We start from the raw sequence: 23,522 nt of genomic DNA, 5'->3' as shown, positions 1-23,522 counted from the left end.
TGGCGAGGGCCGCCCCCCCTCAAACGTCGCCGTCCTCCGCGTCCCACGGCCACCGCCGCTCCCCCGCCCCCGACAGCAACCCGACCATCGTGAACAGCTTGTCGCTGAAGCCGCCTATCTCGTAGCGGTTCGGGGTGTCCGGGGCGATCGATGCCTGGGCGTAGCCCGTCGTGTTGACGCCGAACATCGGGACGTGGGCCGGGATCGCCTCGGAGACCGGGGTGTTGCGTTCGCCGCGCCGTCCGGCGGACGACCAGTCGGCGAACGCCTGCATGTCGGAGACGATCACCACTCGGTCGTGCCCCCGGTACGTGGCCCGCAGCGACGCGACCGTCTCCGTCCCGTAGCCGACCTCGCCGATGCGTGCGCAGAAGCTGTCGATCCCGCCGAGCACGGAGCCGCCCGGCGTGAGTTCGTGCCGGAAGGGACGGTCGGCGAAGCCGTACAGCTCGACGTCGCAGCCCCGGTGCGCCAGCGCGACGCCGAACAGCGCGCCCACGTCCGCGTGCCGCACCTTCGAGCGCCCCGACACAGAACCCCGCATCGAGCCCGAGGCGTCGACGAGGACGAGCGTGCGGCCAGGCAGTGCCGGGACGTTCGACGTGGCGGCGTCCAGCGCCCGTTCCAGTGCGTGCCCCCAGCGCAGCGAGGGCGCCGCGCGGTACGCGGAGAGGAAGCGGTAGGGGAACTGGCGCGAGCGGGCGATCTCAGCGGGGTCGCACAGCCGGTCCATGACCAGCCGCGCCGCCTCGTCCGAGACCCCGGCCTCGTCGAAGTTCCGCAGATTGCGCAGTTGCGCCATGAGTCCCATGGACGGGAGCACCGCCTCCCAGGCCGCCGCGTCCATCGGGCCCTGGAGCCATCCGGCGAGCGCCTCCCAGGTCATGCCCGCGCCCCTCAGCACCTCGGGTCCGTCCGGCTGGGTGGGCACCAGTTGACGCTCCACCACCGGCATCGCCGACAGCTCCGCGCGCGCCCGCACCATGGGCAGCTCCTCCGGAACGCCGCACACGCCTCGCTCCGCCGCCCGCCCGTGCCGCCGGTCCAGCGCGTGCTGGAACAGCGCCCCCTGCCACGGCTTGGCCGGATCGGGCGCGGCGTGCACCAGCTCCAGCACGTCGCCGAAGCGGAACGCGTGCGCGTCCGTGTCGTACTTCAGCAGCGAGCGTTCGCCGTAGAGCCGCCGCACCGCGTCGCCGAGGCCGCGCTTCACGGGCTTGGGCAGGGCCCGCCCGTGCTGTGACGTCCAGTAGGCGAGGAACTCGCCCGGTTCGTCGGCGCGGGCGCAGGCCGCGTCCACGAGCGCGCGGTTGCCGCCGTGCAGCCCGGCGGCCAACCGGGCGTGCACGGCCTCGGCGGCGGCGACGAGGGACGCGCTGCGCATCTGCGCCTCGCCGCGCAGCCAGGTCACGAACCGCGTCGTCCACTCGCCGTGCTCGACGGCGACGGACCGCACGAGGCGGGTGAAGCGCGCGTCGCGCTCACCCGCCTCCTCGTAGAACGTCTGCTCACCGACCATGTTCACCACTGCCAGCAGCACAAGCTCCGACCGCGTGTCGCGGACATATGCCGCGCTGCCCTCCCACGTGGTGTTGTCCTTATCGGTGTTCCTTGCCCTTCCATTGAACTTGCTCATCTTTTCCCCCGTTAATTCAGTGCGCCCGAGATCGGAATGCGGCTGCGGTGTCTTAAAAGGAGGAAGTATCCGCGGCCAGCGCACCGGGCGCCGTGTGCGCCGGAGACGTCTTCCGAGGTCAGAGGCGACGACGGGGACAGCACTCCGCTTTCGCGGAGTGCTTCAGGGAATCGAACCCAAATCGACCGAAGTACCCGTCGCCTTCGCACCGGAAGGCGTTTCCGCTCACATGAAAGAGAGTAGAAGAAGGCACCCCGGCGAGTCATCCGAATTTCCGCTCACAGCGCACACGCCAAAAAGCCGGGGCCCGGCCGCATGTCCCGTGAGGGGTGTGCGGCCGGGCCCCGGCCGGGGCGGTCGGCGCCAGGGGGGGGGAGGCGCCGGCCTGGGAGGGGGTCAGCTACCGACGGGCGCGAGCTTGTCGACGATGCCCGGGTGCTCGTCCATCCACTTGCGGGTGGACTGCTTCTCCTTGCCGCTGCCACCCTCCTGGATGGCGGCCTCCAGGGAGCCGAGGTCCTTCTCGGACAGCTTGAAGTCCTTCAGCCACCCGGCCAGCTCGGGGAAGTCCTTCGCGAAGTCCTTCTTGCCGGTGACGCGGATCTGGTCGCCCTCGCCCCAGGACCCCTTCGGGTCGTGGAGCTTCTTCATCGGGTACTTGCTGTAGACCCAGTGCGGCGACCAGGTCACGGCCAGGACGGGCTTCTTCTGCTTTACCGAGCGGTCCACCTCGGACAGCATCGAGGAGGTGGAGGACGAGACGACCTTGTACTCCTTGTCCAGGCCGTAGTCCTTGAGGACGTCCTTCAGGATCTTCATCTCACCGGCGCTGGACTCGATGCCGGTGATCTTCCCGCCGAAGGTGTCGCCCTTGCCCTTCAGGTCCTCCATGGAGTCGATGCCCTTGACGTACTTGGGCGTCGACAGCTCCAGCGAGGTGGGCCCGTACCAGGAGCCCAGATCACTGAGTTTGTCCTTGTACTTCTTCCAATATTGCTCGTGCGTCGTCGGCAGCCAGGCGTCCGTCTGGAAGTCCATCTGGCCCTGCGCGAGCGACGTGTAGAGCGGGCCCGGGTCGAGCTGCTTGAGCTTGGGCTTGTAGCCGCGGTCCTCGAGGATGTTCTGCCACAGGTGGGTGGTCGCGATGGCCTCGTCCCACGGGAAGTACCCGATGTTGACGGACTTGCCCGCGTCCTTGCCCTTCTGCGTACCGCCGCTGCCGCCGGGGACGGGCGCGAACTTGTTGACCAGGCCGGGGTTGTCCTTGAGCCAGGTGCGGACGGCGTCCTGCTCCTTGCCCTGGCCCGCCTTCTGGATCTCGTTCTCCAGGGAGGTGAGCTGCTTCTCCTTCAGCTTGAAGTCCTTGAGCCACTTGGCGACCGTCGGCTCGTCCTTGCTGAAGCCCTTGCGAGCCACGGAGTGCAGCTTCTCGCCCTTGCCGAAGGAGCCCTTGGGGTCCTTGAGCTTGGTGAGGTCGTGCGCGTTGTACGCCCAGTGCGGGGACCAGAGCGTGACGACGACCGGTTCCTTCTTCGCGATGGAGCGCTTCAGCTCGGCCAGCATGGAGGAGGTGGAGGAGGAGACGACCTTGTACTCGCCCTTGAGGCCGTAGTCCTTGAGGACCTTCTCCTTCAGGATCTTCATCTCACCGGCGCTGGACTCGATGCCGATGATCTTCCCGTTGAACTCCTTGCCCTTCCCCTTGAGGTCTTCGAGCGACTCGACGCCCTTGACGTAGGAGGGGACGGTCAGCTCCAGCGAGGTGGGCCCGTACCAGTCGGTCAGGTCCTCCAGCTTGTCCTTGTACTTGTTCCAGTACTGCTCGTGCGTCGTGGGCAGCCAGGCGTCCGTCTGGAAGTCGGTCTTGCCCTGCGCGAGCGAGGTGTAGAGCGGGCCAGCGTCGAGCTGCTTCACGTTGGGCTTGTAGCCGCGCTGTTCGAGCAGTTCCTTCCACAGGTACGTGGTGGCGATGCCCTCGTCCCACGGGATGTAGCCCATGTTGATCTGCTTGCCCTTGCCGACGTTCGCGCCGGTGGCCTGGGCGTCGTCGCCGCCGCTGTGCGCGACGTTCATGCCGCCGGCGATCAGCGCGAGCACCACGACGCCGCACATCGCGACCGCGGTGCCCGGCTTGTAGTGCAGGAACCGCATCCGGCCCATGAGCGCGGCGGCCTTGGCCGCTGCGCGGCGGCCGAGCGGGGAGACGCGCTGGTTGAGGGCGCCCGTCATGCGGTCCAGGTACACGGCGAGGATGACGACCGCGATGCCGGACTCGACGCCGAGGCCGATCTGGAGCTGCGTGACGGCGGAGTAGACGCGCTCGCCCAGCCCTGGGGCACCGGCCATGGCGGCGATGACGACCATGGACAGGCCGAGCATGATGACCTGGTTGATACCGGCCATGATCGTCGGCAGCGCCAGCGGGAACTGCACCCGCGTGAGGGTGTGCTTGGGGCGGGTGCCGAACGCCTCGGCCGCCTCGACCAGCTCGCTGTCGACCTGGCGGATGCCCAGCTCGGTCATGCGCACGCCGGGCGGCATGGAGAAGACGATCGTCGCCAGCAGACCCGGGGTCGGGCCGACGGAGAAGAACATCACGCAGGGGATCAGGTACACGAACGCCGGCATCGTCTGCATGACGTCGAGCACCGGGCGCACGGTGGCGCTGACCTTGTCGCTGCGCGCCGCCCAGATGCCGAGCGGCACGGCGATCACGATGGTGATGACGGCCGCCGCGAGGACGAGCGACAGCGTCAGCATCGCGTCGTCCCACAGTCCGAAGGAGTCGACGACCGCGAATCCGACGAAGGCGAGAACGGCGGGGAGCAGCCCCCGGAGCCAGAAGGCGATGACGGCGAAGATGCCCGCCATGATCAGCGGGTCGGCCGCGCCGAGTACGGCGTTGATGCCGTCGTTCAGGCCGGTCAGAACGGTGGTGGCGAAGTCGAAGAGCCAGCCGAGGTGGATCTGGAGCCAGTCCACGGCCTTCTCGACCCAGTCACCGGGATGGAACTCAGGCACGTGCGGTCACCTCTGCTGCGTCCTTCGGCTCGTCATCGGATCTGCCGGTGGCGGCGGTGCTCGCGGTGGCGGCACCGCCGTTCACCTGGGGCTCCTCGGCGAGGGCGGCCAGCAGCCGCTCGCGGTCGATGACGCCGACGGGGGTTCCGGCCGCGTCCGTCACGACGACGGCGTCGTCGCTGACGGAGAACGGCGAGAACAGTTCGGCTATGGGGGTCTCCGCCGTCACGGTGGCGTGCGCGTCGGTGGCCTCCGCGTCGTCGCCGGAGCCGGAGGCGGGCGCGCCCTGAACCGCCGCCGCGTCCACGGGCTCGGCGTCGCCCATGATCGAGCCCGCGGTGAGCACGCGGGAGCGGTCGACGTCCTGGATGAAGGAGGCGACGTAGTCGTTCGCCGGGCGGACCAGGATGTCCTCGGCTGTGCCGTTCTGGACGATCAGGCCGTCGCGCATCACGGCGATGCGGTCGCCCAGGCGCATGGCCTCGTTCAGGTCATGGGTGATGAAGACGATGGTCTTCTTGAGCTTCTGCTGAAGCTCAAGCAACTGGTCCTGCATGTCACGGCGGATCAGCGGGTCGAGCGCGCTGAAGGACTCGTCCATGAGCAGCAGGTCCGCGTCGGTGGCCAGGGCGCGGGCGAGGCCGACGCGCTGCTGCATGCCGCCGGACAGCTCGTCGGGCCAGGAGTTCTCCCAGCCCTTGAGCCCGGCCAGCTCCAGCGCCTCGACGGCACGCCGCTGACGCTCCTCGCGGGGCACGCCCTGGACCTCAAGGCCGTAGGCGGCGTTCTCCATGACGCTGCGGTGGGGGAAGAGCGCGAAGTGCTGGAAGACCATGCTGATCTTCTTGGAGCGGACGGCGCGCAGGTCGCGGGGGCTGAGGTGGGTGATGTCCTGGCCGTCGAAGAGCACGCGGCCCGACGTCGGTTCGAGCAGGCCGTTCAGCATCCGCAGCAGCGTGGACTTACCGGATCCGGAGAGGCCCATGACGACGAATATCTGGCCCTCTTCGACCTCGAAGGAGGCGTCGATCACGGCTGCCGTGGTGCCCTCGGCACGCAGCTCGTCGCGGTCGGCACCGGCTTCGAGCCGGGTCACCGCCTCGTTCTGTTTCTTGCCGAAGACCTTGTACAGGTTCTCGGCTTGCAGCCTTGACACATATACCTCTCGAAGTCGCGGAACGGGAAACGACCCGCCTCCCCCGCTGGCGGGTCGCCGACCGGCATCCGGGCCTACCGGACAAATGCACACCTTACGGAATCGATGTAGGCGACACCGATGCCGGTCCGCGTGCGCACCTGCCCCGCCGGATGGCTTGTAAACGCCGCAGTGGTGCGGGTCACATGCGTCCGCGTGTTTGGAGAACGCTCTCCGTGCGCACACTTGAACGCCGCTTTCGGGCATTCGCGGGCGCCCTTACGGCGTCAGCGGGCACCCGTAACGGCGCCACCGGATACGGCATCATCGGGGCGTGACCACAACAGCGCGCCGCCTCATGCTCCTCGACACCGCCTCGCTCTACTTCCGCGCGTACTTCGGAGTGCCCGACTCCGTCAGGAGCCCCGACGGGACGCCCGTGAACGCCGTACGCGGGCTGCTGGACTTCATCACCAGACTCGTCCGCGACCACCACCCCGACGACCTCGTGGCCTGCATGGACTTCGACTGGCGCCCCCAGTGGCGGGTCGATCTGATCCCCTCCTACAAGGCGCACCGCGTCGCCGAGGAGGTCGCCGGGGGCGCCGACGCCGAGGAGATCCCCGACACGCTCTCGCCCCAGGTCCCGGTGATCGAGGCCGTGCTCGACGCGGCGGGCATCGCCCGGGTCGGCGCCGAGGGCTACGAGGCCGACGACATCATCGGCACCCTCACCGCCCGCGCGACGGGCCCCGTCGACATCGTCACCGGCGACCGCGACCTCTTCCAGCTCATCGACGACGAGCGCGGCGTCCGCGTCCTGTACCCGGTCAAGGGCGTGGGCACCCTCGCCGCCTACGACGGGGAGGCCCTGCGCGAGAAGTACGGCGTGGACGGCTCCGGCTACGTCGATCTGGCCCTGCTGCGCGGGGACCCGAGCGACGGGCTGCCCGGCGTGCCCGGCATCGGCGAGAAGACCGCGGCCAAGCTGCTGGACGCGTTCGGGGACCTCGCCGGGATCATGGCCGCCGTCGACGACCCCGGCGCCAAGCTGACCCCGTCGCAGCGCAAGAAGCTGGACGAGGCGCGCCCGTACATCGCCGTGGCCCCGAAGGTGGTGCGCGTCGCGGACGACGTGGCGCTCCCGGAGTTCGACCCGGCGCTGCCCGCGCGCCCGCGCGACGCGGACGAGCTGGCGCGCCTCGGCGAGCGCTGGGGGCTCGGCGGCTCGCTGGAGAGGCTGCTGTCCGCACTTGAACAGGCGTGAGGAGGTCTCCGCACACACGGGCCGAGGTGTTAGGTTAGGTAAACCTAACCAGTGATCGCCGCAGCGCTTCAGGGAGGCCACCGTGGCAGAACGTCCGGCACGTAAGAAGCCCCAGCTCCACAGCGCGCGGGTGACGCGCACGGAGCGACTGACGCCGCACATGGTGCGCGTCGTCCTCGGCGGCGAGGGACTGGCGGACTTCTCCGCCGGTGAGCACACCGACCACTACGTCAAACTGCTCTTCCCGCTGCCGGACGTCACCTATCCCGAGCCCTTCGACATGGCCCAGATCCGCGCCGACTTCCCGCGCCACCAGTGGCCCGTCACCCGCACGTACACCGTGCGCCGCTGGGACCCTGAGGCCCGCGAGCTGACCATCGACTTCGTGGTGCACGGCGACGCGGGCCTCGCGGGCCCCTGGGCCGACAAGGCCCAGCCGGGCGACGAGATCAGGTTCCTCGGCCCCGGCGGCGCCTACTCGCCCGGCGCCGACGCGGACTGGCACCTGCTCGTCGGCGACGAGAGCGCGCTGCCCGCCATCGCCGCCTCGCTGGAGGCCGCGCCCGCCGGGGCGCCCGTGTACGCGCTGATCGAGGTCGAGGGCCCCGAGGAGGAGCAGAAGCTGGACGCGCCGCTGGGCGCGCAGGTGACGTGGCTGCACCGCGGCTCGGCCCCCGTGGGCCAGCGGCTCGTGGAGTCCGTCCGCGCGCTGGAGTTCCCGGCCGGACAGGTGCAGGCGTTCGTGCACGGCGAGGCGGGCTTCGTGAAGGAGCTGCGCCGCCACCTGCGCCTGGAGCGCGAGGTGACGCGCGAGCAGCTCTCCATCTCCGGGTACTGGCGCGTCGGCCACAACGAGGACGGCTGGCAGGCGTCGAAGCAGGAATGGAACGCGCAGGTGGAGGCCGAGCAGGAGAGCGGGGCGGAGCGCGCGGGCGCGGCGCAGGGCTGATCCCGCTCGGAGCTGATCCCGCTCGCGCGGAGAGCGGGGAGGGGGAAGGGGGCGGCACGGCACGGCCCGGCCCAGGGCCGTCGCCCGACCGGCCGCCCCACGGCGTCGGCGCCCCGGGCCTGGGCAGCGTTCCAGGCCGGGTCAGCGTTCCAGCCGATTTCCGGGGCAACGGTGCCCGGTCGCCGTGACCGGGTTGCACCGCACGGGACCGCTCCCCGGCGGCAGCTCGGCGACATAGTCGGACCCGTAGCGCGCCGCCGGCCCCGGCACCGGGAAGTCCGTGCTGACCATCTGGGCACCGGACTCCAGCGCGTCCCGCAGCATGCGCGTGTCACCCGTGCTCGCCTGCGTCAGGGGGACGTCGGAGCGCGTGCGCACGTAGTAGCCCCGCTTCACCAGGTCCTGGATGACAGCCTTGTTGGCACCGGTCGGGTCATTGACCTTCATGAAGGCGGCGTCGGCGCGCCCCGGCTCGGAGTCGGTGAACAGCACCCGGCCCTGAAGGCTCTCGCGCCCGCCCGCGCGGTAGGCGTCCTGGAGCTTCGGGTCGTCGTTGTCCATGAAGAACATCGTCTTGCCCCGGGTGTCAGCGACTTTCGGCCAGCCGCGCTTGAGCACAGAGCGCTCCAGGGTCTCGCCCCGGTGGCGTATGTCGTCGGCGGTGACGGTGTCCTCGTCGGGGAAGACGGAACGGATCTCGGCGTCGAGCGCGTCCAGCATCGCCGTGTCCCAGGGCGGACTCTTGGCGCCACCCCGCTCCTCCAGCCGCGGGTCGGTCTGCTTCAGCTCCAGCAGGATCGGCACGGCGACGTGCCCCGGGCTGTTCTCCGACCACTTCTTGACCTGTTTCAGACAGCCCGTGAGCGTCACACAGCTCGTGCCGTAGTCGAAGTCGCCCCAGTGCATCACCTTGAAGCCCGGCTTCTTCCAGCCGGGATCGGTGAGCGGGGGCAGTCCGGCCTGCTTCCGGATCAGCGGGTCCGCGTAGAGCCCGCCGTCGGGGTCGGGGAAGACGTCCAGCTCGATGCCGCGCACCCGCTGGCGCTCGAACTGCACGGGCAGGGACGCGTGGCTGTAGAGCAGCGTCTGGAAGTTGGGGTCGTGCTGGCTCATGAGCTGCTGCTCGGCGAAGGACGCCTCGCGGTGGTAGCTGTTGTGCGTGGCCATGGCCTGCACCTGGGTGAGGCGCAGCGAGCCCGCCGGGTCGCCCCCGTGCCCGTGTCGCGGGGGCGCGTGCTGAGGCGCGGCCTGGGCCGCCGACGACAGCGCCGCGACGGCGGCGAGCGCGGTCGCGGCGCGGAGCCAGCCGCGGAGCACGGGTCTGGCCCGTGCGCGGACCGTGCCGGTACGGGGTGTGAGAGCGGAACCGGTCCGGCCGGTCAGGTGGTTCCGGTTGTCCCGGTTGTCCCGGTGGTTCCGGTGGTCGCTGAGGTGTCGGCGCACGTGGGTCTCCCGTCAGGCGGCGGATACGGGCTCAACATGCCGTCGCCCCCGCACCTGGTCAACATCGCGCTCCGGGCGGCAAGTTGAACTCCGCGTTCCCCTCCTGGGCGTGACAGCGGCAGTGCGACGGGGCCTCAGTCGTGGTGGAAGACCTCCCGCATCGGCGTCCACCACTCCCCCGGCACCGCGTTCGCGGTCTGCTCCTGGCAGGGATCCGTCAGCTTCCACCAGTCACGGGTGACCGGGTCGGCCGCCATGCGGGCCGTGTCGGCGGCGTAGTCGTCGCCGACGTACTCGAAGTACGAGAAGAGCAGCCCGTCGTCGAGGAAGATCGAGTAGTTGCGGATGTTGCAGGCGGTGATCGCCTCCAGCACGGCGGGCCACGGCTGCGCGTGCAGCCGCAGATACTCCTCCGCGTGCTCGGGCCGAAGCCTGATGACCTTCCCGTAGCGCTGGACGCCGGGCCCGGCCTCCGACGCGGAGGCGGGGGCGGGGGCAGAAGCGGGGGCGGTCTTCTCGTGGTCCGGACCGCCGTCCTCGAACCGCCGCGCCGAACCCGCCTCCTGCGCGAGCCTGCGCAGCGCCATGAGCACGGTGTCCCCCAGCACCGTCCCCACCACGAGGCGCTCGGCCATCACTTCGGGCGCCGCCTCCGCGTCCTGTGCGTCGGCGACGTAGGAGACGTCGGCCTCCGCTATCAGTTCGCTGGCCTCCGCGTAGGTGTCCAGCAGCCCCCACAGGCCGCCGTGCCCGAGCTGTTCCAGCACCGTGAGCGTGTCGATGAGGGTGGCCGTCGCCGGGCTCTCGGCCGCTTCCGCGGGCCAGCCCCGCCGCTCGCTCAGCCGCTGTACGGCCCGCTCCGCCTCGGCACGCCCCTCGCCGTCCCCCTCGGGGGCCGCCGTCACGCTGTACTGGGCGACACCGAGCACATCGTGGACCGGCCTGTCCGGCGACGTCACGGCCGAGAGCACCTCGCCCACGGCGGCCACGGACAGCCCGCCCACCTCGATCAGCGCGCGGACGAGCCGGAGCCTGCGCTCGTGCTCCTCGCCGTAGCGCGCCTGGTTGGGGCTGGTCAGCTCGCCGGGTGGGAGCAGCCCCTCCCGTACGTAGAACTTGATCGTCGGGATCGCGACGCCGGTCCTCCTGCTCAGTTCACCGATGCGCATGCCCCAACTCCCCTGCTCTGTCCGACTGTTCGCAAGACGGCCCTTGCCAACACGGATTCCATCATAGATAGTCCCCCTAACCGATAGCAGCAAGTGCCGCTATCCATATTCGGATGCCATGACGCCCAGGGGGACCCATGCCCGCTTCCGCCGTGCCCGCCGCTTCCGGCTTACGCCGCCGACGTGACCCCGTACCGCCGCCCGCCCGCGCCGTCGCCACCGTCGCCGCGTGGAACCGCCCGATGCTGTTCTTCTCCGCGGCCATGGCCGTGCTCGCCGTGGTCAGCGCCATCGGACTGCTCGTGGACGACAGGACGCTGCTCGGCTCGCCGGTCTGGCTGAAGCCGCTCAAATTCTCGGTGTCCTTCGCCGCCTACGGGCTCTCGCTCGCCTGGCTGCTCTCCCTGATCCCGGGGCGCCGCAGGACGGTCGGTGCCGCCTCGGCCGCCCTGGTGGCGACGGCGACCACGGAGATGGTGATCATCGTGTTCCAGACCGCCCGGGGCAGGCGCAGCCACTTCAACACCGAGACGCCCTTCGACGCGACGCTGTTCGAGGTCATGGGCGGCACCATCGCCCTCTTCTGGGGCGCCACGCTCCTCGTCGCGGTGCTCCTCGCCCGCGTGCCCTTCCCCGACAGGGCCGCGGCCCTCGCCCTGCGCGCCGGGCTCCTCATCGCGCTGGCCGGAATGGCGGTGGGCGTGCTGATGACGCTCCCCCAGCAGGCGGCGCCCGCGCTGGAGGCGAGCGGCGCGCACGCCGTGGGCGTGCCGGACGGCGGCCCCGGAATGCCGCTCACAGGCTGGAGCACGACCGGCGGTGACCTGCGGATACCGCACTTCGTGGGCATGCACGCACTCCAGGCCCTGCCCCTGCTGCTCCTCGCCCTCGACACCGTGGCGACGCGCCTGCCCCGGTCGTCGGACCACCCGGCCCGGTCTGCCCGGCTCGCCCGGCTCGCCCGGCTGCGGGACCCGCTCGTGCGCCTCCGCCTCGTACGGGCAGCGGCCCTCGCGACGGGCGGCCTCACCGCGCTGCTGACGTGGCAGGCGCTGCGCGGTCAGCCACTGCTCCGGCCCGACGCGCTGACGCTCACCGCGCTCGCCGTGCTCCTCGCGCTGACGGCCGCCGTCGCGGCCCACGCACTTCGCTCCCCTTCTGGAGGCACCCCGTGACCGAAACCCTCTTCGAGCTGTCGTTCCTGCTCGCCGCCCCGTTCTGGGCGCTGATGATCCTCGCGCCGGGGCGGCGCCTCACCGACCGGATCGCCGCTTCGCCGCTGCCGATGGTCCCCGTGCTGCTGGTCTACCTCGCGCTGGCCGCGCCCGTGTTCGGCGAGCTGTGGACCGCCGTACGCAGCCCGGACCTGGGCACCTGGCAGGAGCTGCTGGCCCTGCCGGGCGGCGCGGGCGCGGTCTGGGCGCAGGTCATCGCCTGGGACCTGTTCCTGGGCCAGTGGATGTACCGCGAGGCCCGCGCCCTGGGCATCTCCGCGCTGGTCATGGGCCCGGTGCTGGTGCTGTCGATCCTGCTCTCGCCCATCGGCGTCGCCGTCTTCCTGTTGCTACGGGCCGTGAAGCGCCGCGTCCCCGCGCCGCCGGAGCGGAACGGGGACGCGGCACACCACAGCCACAGCCCGACGGCGCACGGCCCGACGGCACACGCCGGGCCCGCGGCTCAGCAGGCTCAGCCCACGCTGGAGTAGGCGACGACCCCGCGCAGCATCGCGTCGGTGGCACGGCGGGCGTTCTTCGCGACCGTGCCGCCCTCCGGGGCCGCCGCCGCGATCTGCCCCAGCACGTCGAGGCACTGCTTGCACCAGCGCACGAAGTCACCGGCCGGCATGTCCGCGTCCCGCAGGACCGCGTCCAGGCCGTGGCCCTCGGCCCAGCGGTAGGCGGCCCAGGCGAAGCCGAGATCGGGCTCGCGCTGGCCCACGCCCTCGGTCTGCTGGATGCGGTGCTCCTCCTCCAGCGCGTCGAGACGGCCCCAGATGCGGACCATCTCGTCCAGTGCGGTCTTGGCACGGCCGCCCGGCAGCTTGGGCGGCAGCGCGTCGTCGTTGGAACGCGCCTCGTAGACCAGCGCCGAGGCGCAGGCGGCCAGCTCGGCGGGCGGCAGGCCCTCCCAGACGCCGTCGCGCAGGCACTCGGAGGCCAGCAGGTCCAGCTCGCCGTAGAGCCTGGCGAGACGGCGGCCGTCCTCGGTCACCTCGTCACCGCGCAGATAGCCGAGGTCCGTCAGCACGCCGCAGACGCGGTCGAAGGTGCGCGCGATGGTGTTCGTGCGCCCCTCGATCTTGCGCTCCAGCTGACGCGTGTCCCGCTTGAGCCGGTGATAGCGCTCGGCCCAGCGCGCGTGGTCCTCGCGCTCGTCGCAGCCGTGGCAGGGGTGCTGCCGCAGCTCGGTGCGCAGCCGTGCGAGCTCGGCATCATCCGCCGCCTCGGAGCGCTGCTTGCGGTGCCGCGCCGGCTCGTGGTGGCCCGCCTTCGTGCGCAGCGCCGAGGCCAGGTCGCGGCGCGACTGCGGGCTGCGGGGGTTGAAGGACTTGGGGATCCGCATCCGGTCCAGCGCCTCCACGGGCACCGGGAAATCGACCGAGCCCAGCCGCTTGACCTGCCGCTGCGCGGTGAGCACGAGCGGACGCGGGCCGTCCTGATACGGGTCCCAGCCCTGCCGGTGGCTCGGGCTGCGCCCTCCGGAGGTGCCCGGATCGAGGACCAGGGCCAGCCCGGCGAACTTGCCCGTGGGCACATGGATGACGTCGCCCGGCTTCAGCTTCTCCAGCGAGGCGGACGCCTGGGCCCTGCGCTGCACGGCGCCCTGCTTGGCCAGCTCCGTCTCGCGGTCCTTGAGCTGACGGCGCAGCCGCGCGTACTCCTCGAAATCGCCGAGATGGCAGGTCATCGAGCCGCGATAGCCCTCCAGACCCTCCTCGTTCTTCTGCACCTGGCGCGAGATGCCCACGACGGAGCGGTCCGCCTGGAACTGCGCGAACGAGGTCTCCAGCAGTTCGCGCGAGCGGTGCCGCCCGAACTGGCCGACGAGATTGACGGCCATGTTGTACGACGGCTTGAAGGAGGAGCGCAGCGGATACGTCCGCGTGCCCGCGAGACCCGCCAGCGCGCCCGGGTCCATGCCGCGCTGCCACAGGACGACGGCGTGCCCTTCGATGTCGATGCCGCGGCGCCCGGCGCGGCCCGTGAGCTGGGTGAACTCGCCCGGGGTGATGTCGGCGTGCTGCTCGCCGTTCCACTTGACCAGCTTCTCCAGGACCACGGAGCGGGCGGGCATGTTGATGCCCAGCGCCAGTGTCTCGGTCGCGAAGACGGCCTTGACCAGGCCGCGCACGAACAGCTCCTCGACGACCTCCTTGAACGTCGGCAGCATGCCCGCGTGGTGCGCCGCGATGCCCCGCTCCAGGCCCTCCAGCCACTCGAAATAGCCCAGGACGTGCAGGTCCTCGTCCGGGATGTCGGCGGTGCGCTGCTCGACGATCTCCCGCACCCGGGTGCGGGCCGCCTGGTCGTTGAGCCGCAGTCCGGCGTAGAGGCACTGCTGGACGGCCGCCTCGCAGCCCGCGCGGCTGAAGATGAAGGTGATGGCGGGCAGCAGGCCCTCGGAGTCCAGGCGGTCGATGACCTCGGCACGGCTGGGCGTCCAGACGCGGGAGCGCTGCCGCCGCTCGCGCTCGCGGTCCGCCTCCCGCTTGGGGCGGCCCCGCTGGCGCTCGCGCGGCCCGACGCGGCTGTTCTCCATCCTGGCCATCCGCACCAGGTCCGGATTGACCTCCCGCTTGTCCCCCTTCTCCTCGAAGAGGTCGTACATCCGCCGCCCGGCGAGCACGTGCTGCCACAGCGGCACGGGCCGGTGCTCGGAGACGATCACCTCGGTGTGGCCGCGTACGGTGTCCAGCCAGTCGCCGAACTCCTCCGCGTTCGAGACGGTGGCCGACAGCGAGATCAGGGTGACCGACTCGGGAAGGTGGATGATCACCTCTTCCCAGACGGCCCCGCGGAAGCGGTCGGAGAGATAGTGCACCTCGTCCATGACGACATAGCCCAGGCCGACGAGGGCCTGCGAACCGGCGTAGAGCATGTTCCGGAGCACTTCGGTCGTCATGACGACGATCGGGGCGTCGGAGTTCACGCTGTTGTCGCCCGTCAGCAGGCCGACCCTGTCCGCGCCGTAGCGCTTGGCCAGGTCGTTGTACTTCTGGTTGGACAGTGCCTTGATGGGGGTGGTGTAGAAGCACTTGCGGCCCTGCGTCAGGGCCAGATGGACGGCGAACTCGCCGACGATCGTCTTGCCGGAGCCGGTCGGCGCCGCGACCAGCACTCCCTTTCCGGCTTCGAGGGCTTGGCACGCTTCGACCTGGAACGCGTCGAGATCGAAGTCGTACAGGTCACGGAAGGGGGCGAGAGCGGTGGCCTGCTCGGCTGCGCGCCTCCGAGCCTCGGTGTATCGCTCTGCTGGGGACAGGTCCTCGGTCATCGTGTCTACGAGACTACCGGCCACCTCTGACACAGATCACGATCTTTAATCGTCCATGAGGAGACGCACGGCTCCGGGCACCGCCTCCGCCCTCAGCGGCAGCGCGCCCAGCGGCTCCCCGTCCGCGTACGCGGTCACGTCGCGCGCCTCCACCGTCACCGCGCGCACCCGGTGGACGGTGACGGCCGGATGTCCGAGGTGGGTGCCCTTGTACACGCGGGGGAAGACCCGCAGCAGCGTGCTGCGGGAGCAGGCGCCGACGACGGTCACGTCCAGGAACCCGTCCGTCATCGACGCGTCCGCGCAGATGCGCATGCCGCCGCCGTACGAGGAGCCGTTGCCGACGGCCACCAGAACGGCCTCGGTCTCCACGATCCGCCTGGGCTCGCCGCCCTCGCCGCCGTCGCCGCCGTCGAGGGTGAGGCGGTACGGGACGGTGCGCAGGGTGGCCAGCTCGGCGAGCATGGCCAGGTCGTACTTGAGCCGTCCGGCCGGGTGGCGCATCCGGTTGCCGCGGTCGTTGACGCGCGAATCGAAGCCGGAGGCGAGGACGGTGCCGAACCAGTGCCGTCGCTTCCCTGCGCCCGCGAGGGGGTCCGTCGGCGCGCCGACGGATTCCGGACCGCTCGCTTCCGGGCTGGCTGCTTCCGAACCGGTCTCGGGCCCCGGCGTGTCGTCCGCGCCGCGCGGGCCGGGGAAAGCGGGGACGCGGGTGACGCGGGCCAGGTCGATCTCCCGGCCGCAGCCTCCCTTGAGCGCGCGGGCGATCACGCGGCTCGCCTCGGCGGGGGCCCGCACGGGGAGCCCGCTCGCGCGGGCGAAGTCGTTGCCCGTGCCGACGGCGACGACACCGAGCGGGGTGCCCGTACCGGCGACGGCCTGGAGCGCGAGGGAGACCATGCCGTCGCCGCCAACCGCTATGAGAGCGCCGGTGCCGCCCGCGACGGCCTCGCGGGCGCGGGCGAGCGCGTCAGGGGCGTCGTTTCCGACCACGGTGCGTACCGCGAAACCCGCTTCCCGCAGGGCGTGCGCGGCGGGCTGTGCCGCGTGGGCGCCGCGTCCGCGGCCTGCCGTCGGGTTGACGAAGAGGGTGATCTCGCTGGTCACGCGCGGACGGTACCGGATCAGGTCGCGTCGTCGAAACCGTTCCGGCCGCTCGGGCCCTGGCGTCCGTCACCGTTGCCTGAGCCGTTCTCGCCCTCGGGCAGCGCGCGCGGGGACGGCACGGACTCGGAGGTGCCGATCGCCTCGGGGATGTCCAGCTCGGACGCCTCGTCGTCGTCCAGTCCCGCGTAGGGGTCGCTCTTCGCGCGGCGGCGGTCGTTGAAGAGGCAGACGCCGACGGCGCCGAAGTAGAGGAGCACGATGGGAGCGGCGAGCGCGCCCATGGTCAGCGGGTCGCCGGTGGGCGTGGCGATGGCCGAGAAGACCGTGATGCAGAGCACCATGATCCGCCACCAGCCGAGAAGCTGCTTGCCCTTGAGGATGCCGCCGAGGTTGAGCAGGACGAGCAGCAGGGGCAGCTCGAAGGCGAGCCCGAAGACGACGACGAGCCGGGTGACGATGTCGAGGAAGTCGTCCAGCGGGATCAGGTTGCCGGTGCCGTCGGGGCTGAAGTCGAGCAGCGCCTTGGCGGCGGCGGGGAGGACCAGATAGGCGAGGTAGGCGCCGCCGAGGAAGAGCGGCACGCCCGCGCCGACGAAGCTGCGCGCGTACTTCTTCTCGTGGCTGTGCAGACCGGGCGCGAGGAACGCCCACAGTTGGTAGAGCCAGACCGGGGAGGCCACGACGACACCGGCGGTCAGCGCCACCTTCAGCATGATGGTGAAGGGCGCGATCAGGCCGTTGATCGTGATCTCGGCACAGGTCTCGCCGTCCTGGGCTGCCTGGCCGAAGCCCTTGGTGCAGCCGACGGAGTCACGGACCGGGTCGGTGAGGAAATCGGCGATCTGCTTGTAGTAGATCATCGCGACAACACAGACGACGAGAATCGCCAGCACCGACTTCATCAGACGGTTGCGCAACTCCCGCAGGTGCTCCGCGAGCGGCATCCGCCCCTCGGGGTCCTTCTGCTGCTTACCCTCTGTGCGGGCGGACTTGAGCAACCCGTGTCCTCGTTGTCAGAAGTGTCGGAATTACCAGAAGATGCCGGGGAAGCCTTGAAGGAGGCATTCACCCGGTCACATGCCGGTTTTCGGACCGGCCGTCGATCGGCTCCGCTTCGGCTGCCGTCAGCTCTGCTTCGACTGCTGCTGCGCGGCCGGCTCGCTCACGGGACGCGACGTCGAGACATCGCCCGGTGCCGCCTGGATGGTCCGGGGCGCGGACTGCTCGGCGTCGGTGGACTTGCCCGCCTCGGTGTCCTCGCTCGCGCCCTCCTTCTTCATCTGCTTGGCCTCGCTCTTGAGGATGCGGGCCGACTTGCCCAGCGAACGGGCCATGTCCGGGAGCTTCTTGGCGCCGAACAGCAGCAGGATGACCAGGAGGATCAGAACGATCTCCATGGGCTTCAGACCTGCGATCATGTGCCACTACCTTCTCGCCGGGGCGGCGTGTTTCCGTGCCTGCCGTATGAATTCGGACTGGCTGCGTCGTGCTGTCGTGCTGACAGCGATCGTAACCCTGGGGAGTGAACGCGGGGCAATGCCCGTGCGTACTCCTGATTACCGCCACCACGTATCACAGACGCCGCATACAGCAGCGTACCGGTCGTCCGTACGAGACTGGAGAGCGCCGTCAACGATCGGCGGAATCCGCACGGGTCGTCGGAGCAGGGCGTACGGTCGCGCGCGAGGCGCGCCCGGCCAGCGGAAGCGCCGCGCGCTCCAGGTCCTCGGCGGCCAGCGTGATCCGCTCCGCGCTGTCCCCGACGGCGCGGGAGAAGCGCCTCACCTCCAGCGCGACCCGGACGGCCAGCACGCCGAGCACGGCGATTCCGCAGAAGGCGAGCGCGACAAAGAACATGGGCCAGAGCATGCGGGAAGCCTATCGGCCAAGCGGAACCCGAGGGTCACGGCGCCCACCCGCCCGGGCGCACGGAACACGCGGAACGCGCCACGCCCGCGCCACGCCCGCGACGCGCACCCGTCACCCGAGTGGGCCGTATCACTCGCGGGGCGCACTCGCGGAGCCCACTCGCACGGCGCACCCCACGGGTGGCCGGGGTCACTCCCCGTACGCCGCCAGCGCCAGTCGGGCCGCCTCGCGGGCGCTGGCCGCCAGTTCGGCGGGCTCGGTGATGCGTCCGTCGCGCCCGAGCCGCAGGGCGAGCCGCCGCAGCGAGGCGGGGTCAGGCGTACGGAGCGTGATCCGCAGCCCTCCGTCGGGCAGCTCCTCGGCGCTGTCGTGCGGGTAATACTCCGCGACCCAGCGCCCGCCAGGACCGACCTCCACCACGACCTCGGGGTCCTCGGCCGCGGGCTGGACCAGGCCCTCGCTCAGATCGCGCAGCTCCATGGGCGGCGGATCGGCGGTCTCGTCCAGCAACTGGATCTCCGCGACGCGGTCGAGCCGGAAGGTGCGCCGCGCCTCGGAGAGGCGGCACCACGCCTCGACGTAGGTGTGGCCCACGGCGAACAGCCGGATCGGGTCGATCTCGCGCGAGGTCAGCTCGTCGCGCGCCGGTGAGTAGTAGCGGATCCAGAGCCTCCGGCGCTCGGCGAGTGCGCGGTCGACGGCCGCGAAGACCCCGCCCTCCGACTCGAAGGTCACCGAGAGCCGGGAGCTGGCACCGGCGCTCTCGCCCGCCGCCTCCTCCAGCTTCGCGGTGGCCCGGCGCAGCGCGTCCCTGTCGCTCTCGCGCAGCCCCGGCAGGGTCGCCACGGCGCGCGCCGCGACCAGCAGGGCCGTGGCCTCGTCGGCGGCCAGCCGCAGCGGCTGGGCCGTGTCGCTGCCCAGCGCCTCCGCGTTGCGCCACCAGATCCGCTCGCCGTCGGTGTCGATCTCCAGCAGATCGCCGCCCCGGAAGCTGGTGCCGCACATCGGCAGCACGTTGAGGTCCGAGATCAGCTCGTCCGTGCTGATGCCGAAGGCGCGGGCCACGTCCTCGACGCGGGCCCCCGGCCGGTCGCGCAGATAGGTGACCAGGGACAGCATCCGGCGTGTCTGGTCGATGGCGTTCGATGCCATGCCGTACGTCTCCCCCTCAGCCCTTGGCCACGGCGCGCAGCCGGTCCAGCACGTCGGCCCGCAGCTCAGCGGGCTCCAGCACGATCACGTCGGCGCCGAACTCGACGAGCCAGGCGTCCAGACCGTGCCCGTAGGGCACCTCCAGCTCCTCCCAGCCCGTCCACTCGCCGCCCAGCTCCCGCGCCTCTGTCGCACGGGCCCGCAGCGGGTATCCGGAACCGGACCGCAGGCGGATACGGGCGCTGCGCGAGGCGCTCTCGCCCGCGAACCGCTCGACGGTCTCGCGGACGGTGACCTGGTCGGGCACGGGCGCCGTAAAGGCACCGGCGCGGGACCGGACGGAACCGGTGATGCGGGAGATCCGGAAGACACGCTCGGCCTGCCGGTCCCGGTCGTAGCCCGCGAGGTACCAGTGCCCGCGCCAGCACTCCAGCGTCCACGGTTCGACCTGGCGGCGCTCGGGGTGTGCCGCGTTGGACTTGCGGTAGTCGAAGACGACGGGGCGGCGGTCGCGGCACGCGAGCATCAGCGGCTCGAACGCGGCCTCGCGGGCCGGGATATGGGGCTCCAGGGTGCTGTGCGGCTGCGCCGCCTGGCCCGCGGACGCGCCGCCCGCAGCTCGCTCGCCGCCCGCGCCGTCCGCACCGCTCGCGCCGGAAACGCTCTCCGTGCCCTCCGGCTGCTGCGGCATGCCTCCGGCCGCGCGCAGCTTCTGGAGCGCCCCGCTCGCGGCCCCGGCGAGCCTGGCCTGCTGCCAGACGCGGGCCGCGAGGTTGAGCGCCGTGGCCTCCTCGGCGTCGAGCGTGACGGGAGGGAGGCGGTTGCTGTCGCGCCGGGCGACGTAGCCGGTCTCGCCGTCCAGGTTCTCCACGGTGTCGATGACGAGGCCCAGCTCGCGCAGGTCGTCCTTGTCGCGCTCGAACATCCGGTTGAAGGAGTCGTCGCCGCCCGCTTCGATGTACGCCTCGATGGAATCGCGCAGTTCACGCTTGGTGAGCGGGCGCGGGGCTCCCAGGAGGCACAGCGCGAGGTTCATCAGCCGCTCGGCCTTGGCAATCGCCATGGGATCCCTCTTGCCCTCTCTCATGCTGCTCTCGGCAGTTGACCGTACCGCTCCGGCAACGCCCGGCAAAAGCGAAGGGTACAGCCGGGGAGAACGCCGGTGCGGAGGGGTGCCCGGAACGGTCCGAGGGCCCCGCGGCTGCCGCGGGGCCCTCGGACGTGTACCGGCCGTCGCTCAGACGGAGACCAGGTCGCAAACGAAGATCAGCGTCTCGTTCGGCTGAATCCGGCCCCCGCCCGCGCCGCGCTCGCCGTAGGCGAGGTGGGCCGGGATGGTCAGCCGACGGCGCCCGCCGACCTTCATGCCCTGCACGCCCTTGTCCCAGCCGGGAATGACCTGTCCGGCGCCGAGCTGGAACTGGAGCGGCTTGCCGCGGTTCCAGCTTGCGTCGAACTCCTCGCCGGAGGAGAAGGAGACGCCGACGTAGTGGACGGCGACGTTGTCGCCCGCCTTGGCCTCCGGCCCGTCGCCCTCCCAGATCTCGACGATCTCCAGGTCTGCCGGCGGCTCGCCCTCGGGGAAGTCGACCTCGGGCTTGTCGATGCTCACGAATGGCTCCTACGAACGTATCTTTCGGACAACTGCGCCAGTCTGCCACGCCCGGGAGCACCGCGCGCGACCAGCCTGGGAGCGCTCCGGCGAGGCGGGTGAAAGGTGGGTGAGGGGGGCGCGCCGCGCCCCCTGCACTCCTGCCGGGACCCGCCGGACTCTCCCGCCAGGCGCTAGCTGACGTTGAGCACGTCCACGGAGAAGACGACGCCGGACTTGAACTGCTTCTGCTGCTCCTTGGGGAACTCGTCCTTCGGGACCGAGATCACCACGCGGCTGCCTGCCTTGGCGCCCTTGAGGCCGTCCTTCCAGCCGGGGATCTGGGAGACCGGGATCTCCTGCGGGCCGCCCTGCTGCCAGGTGTCGTCGAGCTGCTTGCCGCCCTTCCACAGCTTGGCGGTGAAGTGCGCGAGGACGGTGCTCTTCGCGTCGACGGTCTTGCCGTCGCCCTCGACCACGGTCTCGCTCACGATCTTGTCGGGCGCCTCTTCCTTGCCGTCGGGCATCTCGACGGACGGGGCCTTGCCCTTCTCGACCTTGCTGCTGACCTTGGGCAGCTCCGAGTTGTGCTCGGCGTCGCTGGCCTTGCCGTCGATCTGGCTCGGCATGATCTTCTTCAGGTCGACGACGAAGACCAGCGTCGAGTTCTTGGGGATCTGAGGCGGCTGGCCCTGCTTGCCGTAGCCCTTGTCCGGGGGCACGACGATCTCGACGCGGCTGCCGAGCTTCTTGCCCACCAGGGCCTCGTCCCAGCCCTTGATGACCTTGCCGGTGCCGATCTCGAAGGTGGCCGGCTGACCGCGCTTCCAGCTGCTGTCGAACTCCTTGCCGTTCCAGAGCTGGCCGAGGTAGTCCGCGTTGAGCGCGTCGCCCTTCTTGACCTTCTCGCCGTTGCCCTCCTTGAGGACCTTGACCTGAAGGTCCTTCGGCGGGTCGCCCTCGCCCTTGGCGACCTTGGGCTTCTTGCCCGCGTCGCCGGTGACGGCGGGGGCGCCGCCCTTGGAGTCGGACGATCCGTCCTCGCTGCCGCAGGCCGCGGCGGACGCGATCAGCATGGGGACGACCAGCGCGGCGGCGGCGCGGCGCGCGAACTTCTTGGAAAGACGGGGAGTCGTTCCCCCGGTTGTTAGCAGCATGTGTCCAACTCGCGGTGTAGGGGTGTCCGGGCAGTCGAGCCAACCCTACGACTACGCCCGGGCACCCCCGCCACCCACGACACGGTGACTTCTCCCGGCGCACACGCGTGGTTCCGTACGGTCAAGCGCACGCTCCGGAGAAATCCGGTCACATTCCGGCGCCGGTCACATTCCGGCGATCAGTTTCTCCACTCGTTCATCGACGGAGCGGAAGGGGTCCTTGCACAGCACGGTGCGCTGCGCCTGGTCGTTCAGCTTGAGGTGCACCCAGTCGACGGTGAAGTCCCGCCGCTGTTCCTGGGCGCGCCGGATGAAGTCACCGCGCAGCCGCGCACGCGTGGTCTGCGGCGGCACGGACTTGCCCTCGAAGATCTTGAGGTCGTTGCAGATGCGGGCGGCCTGCCCGTTCCGCTCCAGCAGGTAGTAGAGGCCACGACGCCGGTGGATGTCGTGGTACGCCAGGTCTATCTGGGCGATGCGCGGGTGCGACATCGTGATGTTGTTCTTGGCGCGGTACCGCTCGATGAGCTGGTACTTCATCACCCAGTCGATCTCGGTGTTGACCTTGTCCAGCTCCTGGCTGCGGATGGCCTCCAGGGTGCGGCCCCACAGCTCCAGCACCTGCTCGACCCGGCCCGTGCGGATGCCACGCCGCTCGCAGAAGTCCAGCGCCTTCTCGTAGTACTCCTGCTGGACCTCCAGCGCGGACGCCTCGCGCCCGCTGGCCAGCCGCACCTTGCGCTGCCCCGTGATGTCGTGGCTGACCTCGCGGATGGCCCGGATCGGGTTCTCCAGCGTCAGATCGCGCATCACGGTGCCCGCCTCGATCATGCGCAGGACGAGGTCGGTGGCGCCGACCTTCAGCAGCATGGTGGTCTCGGACATGTTGGAGTCGCCGACGATGACGTGCAGCCGCCTGTACCGCTCGGCGTCGGCGTGCGGCTCGTCCCTGGTGTTGATGATGGGCCGGGAGCGGGTCGTCGCCGAGGAGACGCCCTCCCAGATGTGCTCGGCACGCTGGCTGACGCAGTAGACGGCACCCCGGGGCGTCTGGAGCACCTTGCCCGCGCCGCACATGAGCTGGCGGGTGACGAGGAAGGGGATCAGTACGTCCGCGAGGCGCGAGAACTCCCCGTGCCGGGCCACGAGATAGTTCTCGTGGCAGCCGTAGGAGTTGCCCGCCGAGTCGGTGTTGTTCTTGAAGAGATAGACGTCGCCCGCGATTCCTTCCTCGTGCAGGCGGCGTTCGGCGTCGACGAGGAGGCCCTCAAGGATGCGCTCGCCCGCCTTGTCGTGGGTGACCAGCTCGGTCACGTTGTCGCACTCGGGAGTCGCGTACTCCGGGTGCGAGCCCACGTCCAGGTAGAGGCGTGCGCCATTCCGCAGAAAGACGTTGCTGCTGCGGCCCCATGACACGACACGGCGGAAGAGGTACCGCGCCACTTCGTCAGGGGACAGCCGCCGCTGTCCCCGGAACGTGCATGTGACGCCGTACTCGTTCTCCAGCCCGAAGATTCGGCGGTCCATGAGTG

At 70.7% G+C, this 23,522-nt stretch carries 19 protein-coding genes; 4 read left to right on the top strand and 15 right to left on the bottom strand.

Annotation, left to right across the window (positions count from 1 at the left end):
• Positions 1 to 19: 19 nt before the first annotated feature.
• From ACWGJ2_RS07425 to ACWGJ2_RS07415, 3 genes are all read right to left on the bottom strand, one after another.
• Positions 20 to 1,636 (bottom strand): TROVE domain-containing protein, encoded by a 1,617-nt coding sequence (locus ACWGJ2_RS07425; RefSeq protein WP_453345025.1) that lies wholly within the window; start codon positions 1,634 to 1,636, stop codon positions 20 to 22.
• Between the two features lie 396 nt (positions 1,637 to 2,032).
• Entirely contained in the window at positions 2,033 to 4,657 is a 2,625-nt protein-coding gene (locus ACWGJ2_RS07420; RefSeq protein ID WP_453345024.1) for an ABC transporter permease/substrate binding protein, read from the bottom strand.
• Positions 4,650 to 5,813 carry a quaternary amine ABC transporter ATP-binding protein gene (locus ACWGJ2_RS07415; protein WP_453345023.1) on the bottom strand — a complete coding sequence of 388 codons (1,164 nt, stop codon included), beginning with the start codon at positions 5,811 to 5,813 and terminating at the stop codon, positions 4,650 to 4,652. The genes ACWGJ2_RS07420 and ACWGJ2_RS07415 overlap by 8 nt, the downstream gene beginning before the upstream one ends.
• Positions 5,814 to 6,150: 337 nt before the next feature.
• Between ACWGJ2_RS07415 and ACWGJ2_RS07410 the strand changes: the two genes are divergently transcribed.
• Both ACWGJ2_RS07410 and ACWGJ2_RS07405 read left to right on the top strand, forming a co-directional pair.
• Positions 6,151 to 7,059: a 5'-3' exonuclease gene (locus ACWGJ2_RS07410; RefSeq protein ID WP_453345116.1), complete on the top strand. Its 909-nt coding sequence runs from the start codon at positions 6,151 to 6,153 to the stop codon at positions 7,057 to 7,059.
• Positions 7,060 to 7,141: 82 nt separating this feature from the next.
• Positions 7,142 to 8,008, top strand: coding sequence for a siderophore-interacting protein (locus ACWGJ2_RS07405; protein WP_453345022.1), 867 nt, complete (start codon positions 7,142 to 7,144; stop codon positions 8,006 to 8,008).
• A gap of 141 nt (positions 8,009 to 8,149) precedes the next feature.
• Here ACWGJ2_RS07405 and ACWGJ2_RS07400 read toward each other — a convergent pair whose 3' ends face one another.
• Both ACWGJ2_RS07400 and ACWGJ2_RS07395 read right to left on the bottom strand, forming a co-directional pair.
• Complete coding sequence (locus tag ACWGJ2_RS07400) at positions 8,150 to 9,451, bottom strand: phosphatidylinositol-specific phospholipase C1-like protein (protein WP_453345021.1); 1,302 nt, start codon at positions 9,449 to 9,451, stop codon at positions 8,150 to 8,152.
• A gap of 134 nt (positions 9,452 to 9,585) precedes the next feature.
• Positions 9,586 to 10,620, bottom strand: a complete 1,035-nt coding sequence (locus tag ACWGJ2_RS07395; RefSeq protein WP_453345020.1) for an L-rhamnose mutarotase — start codon at positions 10,618 to 10,620, stop codon at positions 9,586 to 9,588.
• Between the two features lie 263 nt (positions 10,621 to 10,883).
• Between ACWGJ2_RS07395 and ACWGJ2_RS07390 the strand changes: the two genes are divergently transcribed.
• Positions 10,884 to 11,795, top strand: coding sequence for a hypothetical protein (locus ACWGJ2_RS07390; RefSeq protein ID WP_453345115.1), 912 nt, complete (start codon positions 10,884 to 10,886; stop codon positions 11,793 to 11,795).
• A complete protein-coding gene (locus ACWGJ2_RS07385) occupies positions 11,792 to 12,325 on the top strand; it encodes an ABA4-like family protein (RefSeq protein ID WP_453345019.1) in 534 nt (177 codons plus the stop codon). Before ACWGJ2_RS07390 ends, ACWGJ2_RS07385 begins: the two co-directional genes overlap by 4 nt.
• Here the strand turns inward: ACWGJ2_RS07385 and ACWGJ2_RS07380 are convergent.
• From ACWGJ2_RS07380 to pafA, 10 genes are all read right to left on the bottom strand, one after another.
• On the bottom strand, positions 12,307 to 15,114 hold the full coding sequence (locus tag ACWGJ2_RS07380; RefSeq protein WP_453345018.1) for a DEAD/DEAH box helicase: 2,808 nt from the start codon (positions 15,112 to 15,114) through the stop codon (positions 12,307 to 12,309). The two genes, ACWGJ2_RS07385 and ACWGJ2_RS07380, sit on opposite strands and share 19 nt — an antisense overlap.
• A gap of 45 nt (positions 15,115 to 15,159) precedes the next feature.
• Positions 15,160 to 16,221, bottom strand: coding sequence for a diacylglycerol kinase family protein (locus ACWGJ2_RS07375; RefSeq protein WP_453345017.1), 1,062 nt, complete (start codon positions 16,219 to 16,221; stop codon positions 15,160 to 15,162).
• Positions 16,222 to 16,238: 17 nt separating this feature from the next.
• The gene (gene tatC, locus ACWGJ2_RS07370) at positions 16,239 to 17,219 is read right to left on the bottom strand and encodes a twin-arginine translocase subunit TatC (RefSeq protein ID WP_453345016.1); all 981 of its coding nucleotides are present in this window, start codon (positions 17,217 to 17,219) and stop codon (positions 16,239 to 16,241) included.
• 126 nt (positions 17,220 to 17,345) lie between these two features.
• Positions 17,346 to 17,639, bottom strand: a complete 294-nt coding sequence (gene tatA / locus ACWGJ2_RS07365; protein ID WP_453345015.1) for a Sec-independent protein translocase subunit TatA — start codon at positions 17,637 to 17,639, stop codon at positions 17,346 to 17,348.
• Positions 17,640 to 17,850: 211 nt separating this feature from the next.
• Positions 17,851 to 18,090, bottom strand: coding sequence for a hypothetical protein (locus ACWGJ2_RS07360; RefSeq protein WP_453345014.1), 240 nt, complete (start codon positions 18,088 to 18,090; stop codon positions 17,851 to 17,853).
• A gap of 189 nt (positions 18,091 to 18,279) precedes the next feature.
• A complete protein-coding gene (locus ACWGJ2_RS07355; RefSeq protein WP_453345013.1) occupies positions 18,280 to 19,242 on the bottom strand; it encodes a helix-turn-helix transcriptional regulator in 963 nt (320 codons plus the stop codon).
• Between the two features lie 16 nt (positions 19,243 to 19,258).
• On the bottom strand, positions 19,259 to 20,305 hold the full coding sequence (locus tag ACWGJ2_RS07350) for a helix-turn-helix transcriptional regulator (protein WP_453345012.1): 1,047 nt from the start codon (positions 20,303 to 20,305) through the stop codon (positions 19,259 to 19,261).
• 174 nt (positions 20,306 to 20,479) lie between these two features.
• Entirely contained in the window at positions 20,480 to 20,854 is a 375-nt protein-coding gene (locus ACWGJ2_RS07345; RefSeq protein WP_453345011.1) for an FKBP-type peptidyl-prolyl cis-trans isomerase, read from the bottom strand.
• A gap of 173 nt (positions 20,855 to 21,027) precedes the next feature.
• Entirely contained in the window at positions 21,028 to 21,990 is a 963-nt protein-coding gene (locus ACWGJ2_RS07340) for an FKBP-type peptidyl-prolyl cis-trans isomerase (protein WP_453345010.1), read from the bottom strand.
• Between the two features lie 165 nt (positions 21,991 to 22,155).
• The gene (gene pafA / locus ACWGJ2_RS07335; RefSeq protein ID WP_453345009.1) at positions 22,156 to 23,517 is read right to left on the bottom strand and encodes a Pup--protein ligase; all 1,362 of its coding nucleotides are present in this window, start codon (positions 23,515 to 23,517) and stop codon (positions 22,156 to 22,158) included.
• Positions 23,518 to 23,522 lie beyond the last annotated feature (5 nt).

The organism is Streptomyces sp. NPDC054796 (assembly GCF_053611545.1).
Note: the sequence above shows the minus strand (reverse complement) of the source record. Positions and strands in the feature narration are given on the sequence as shown.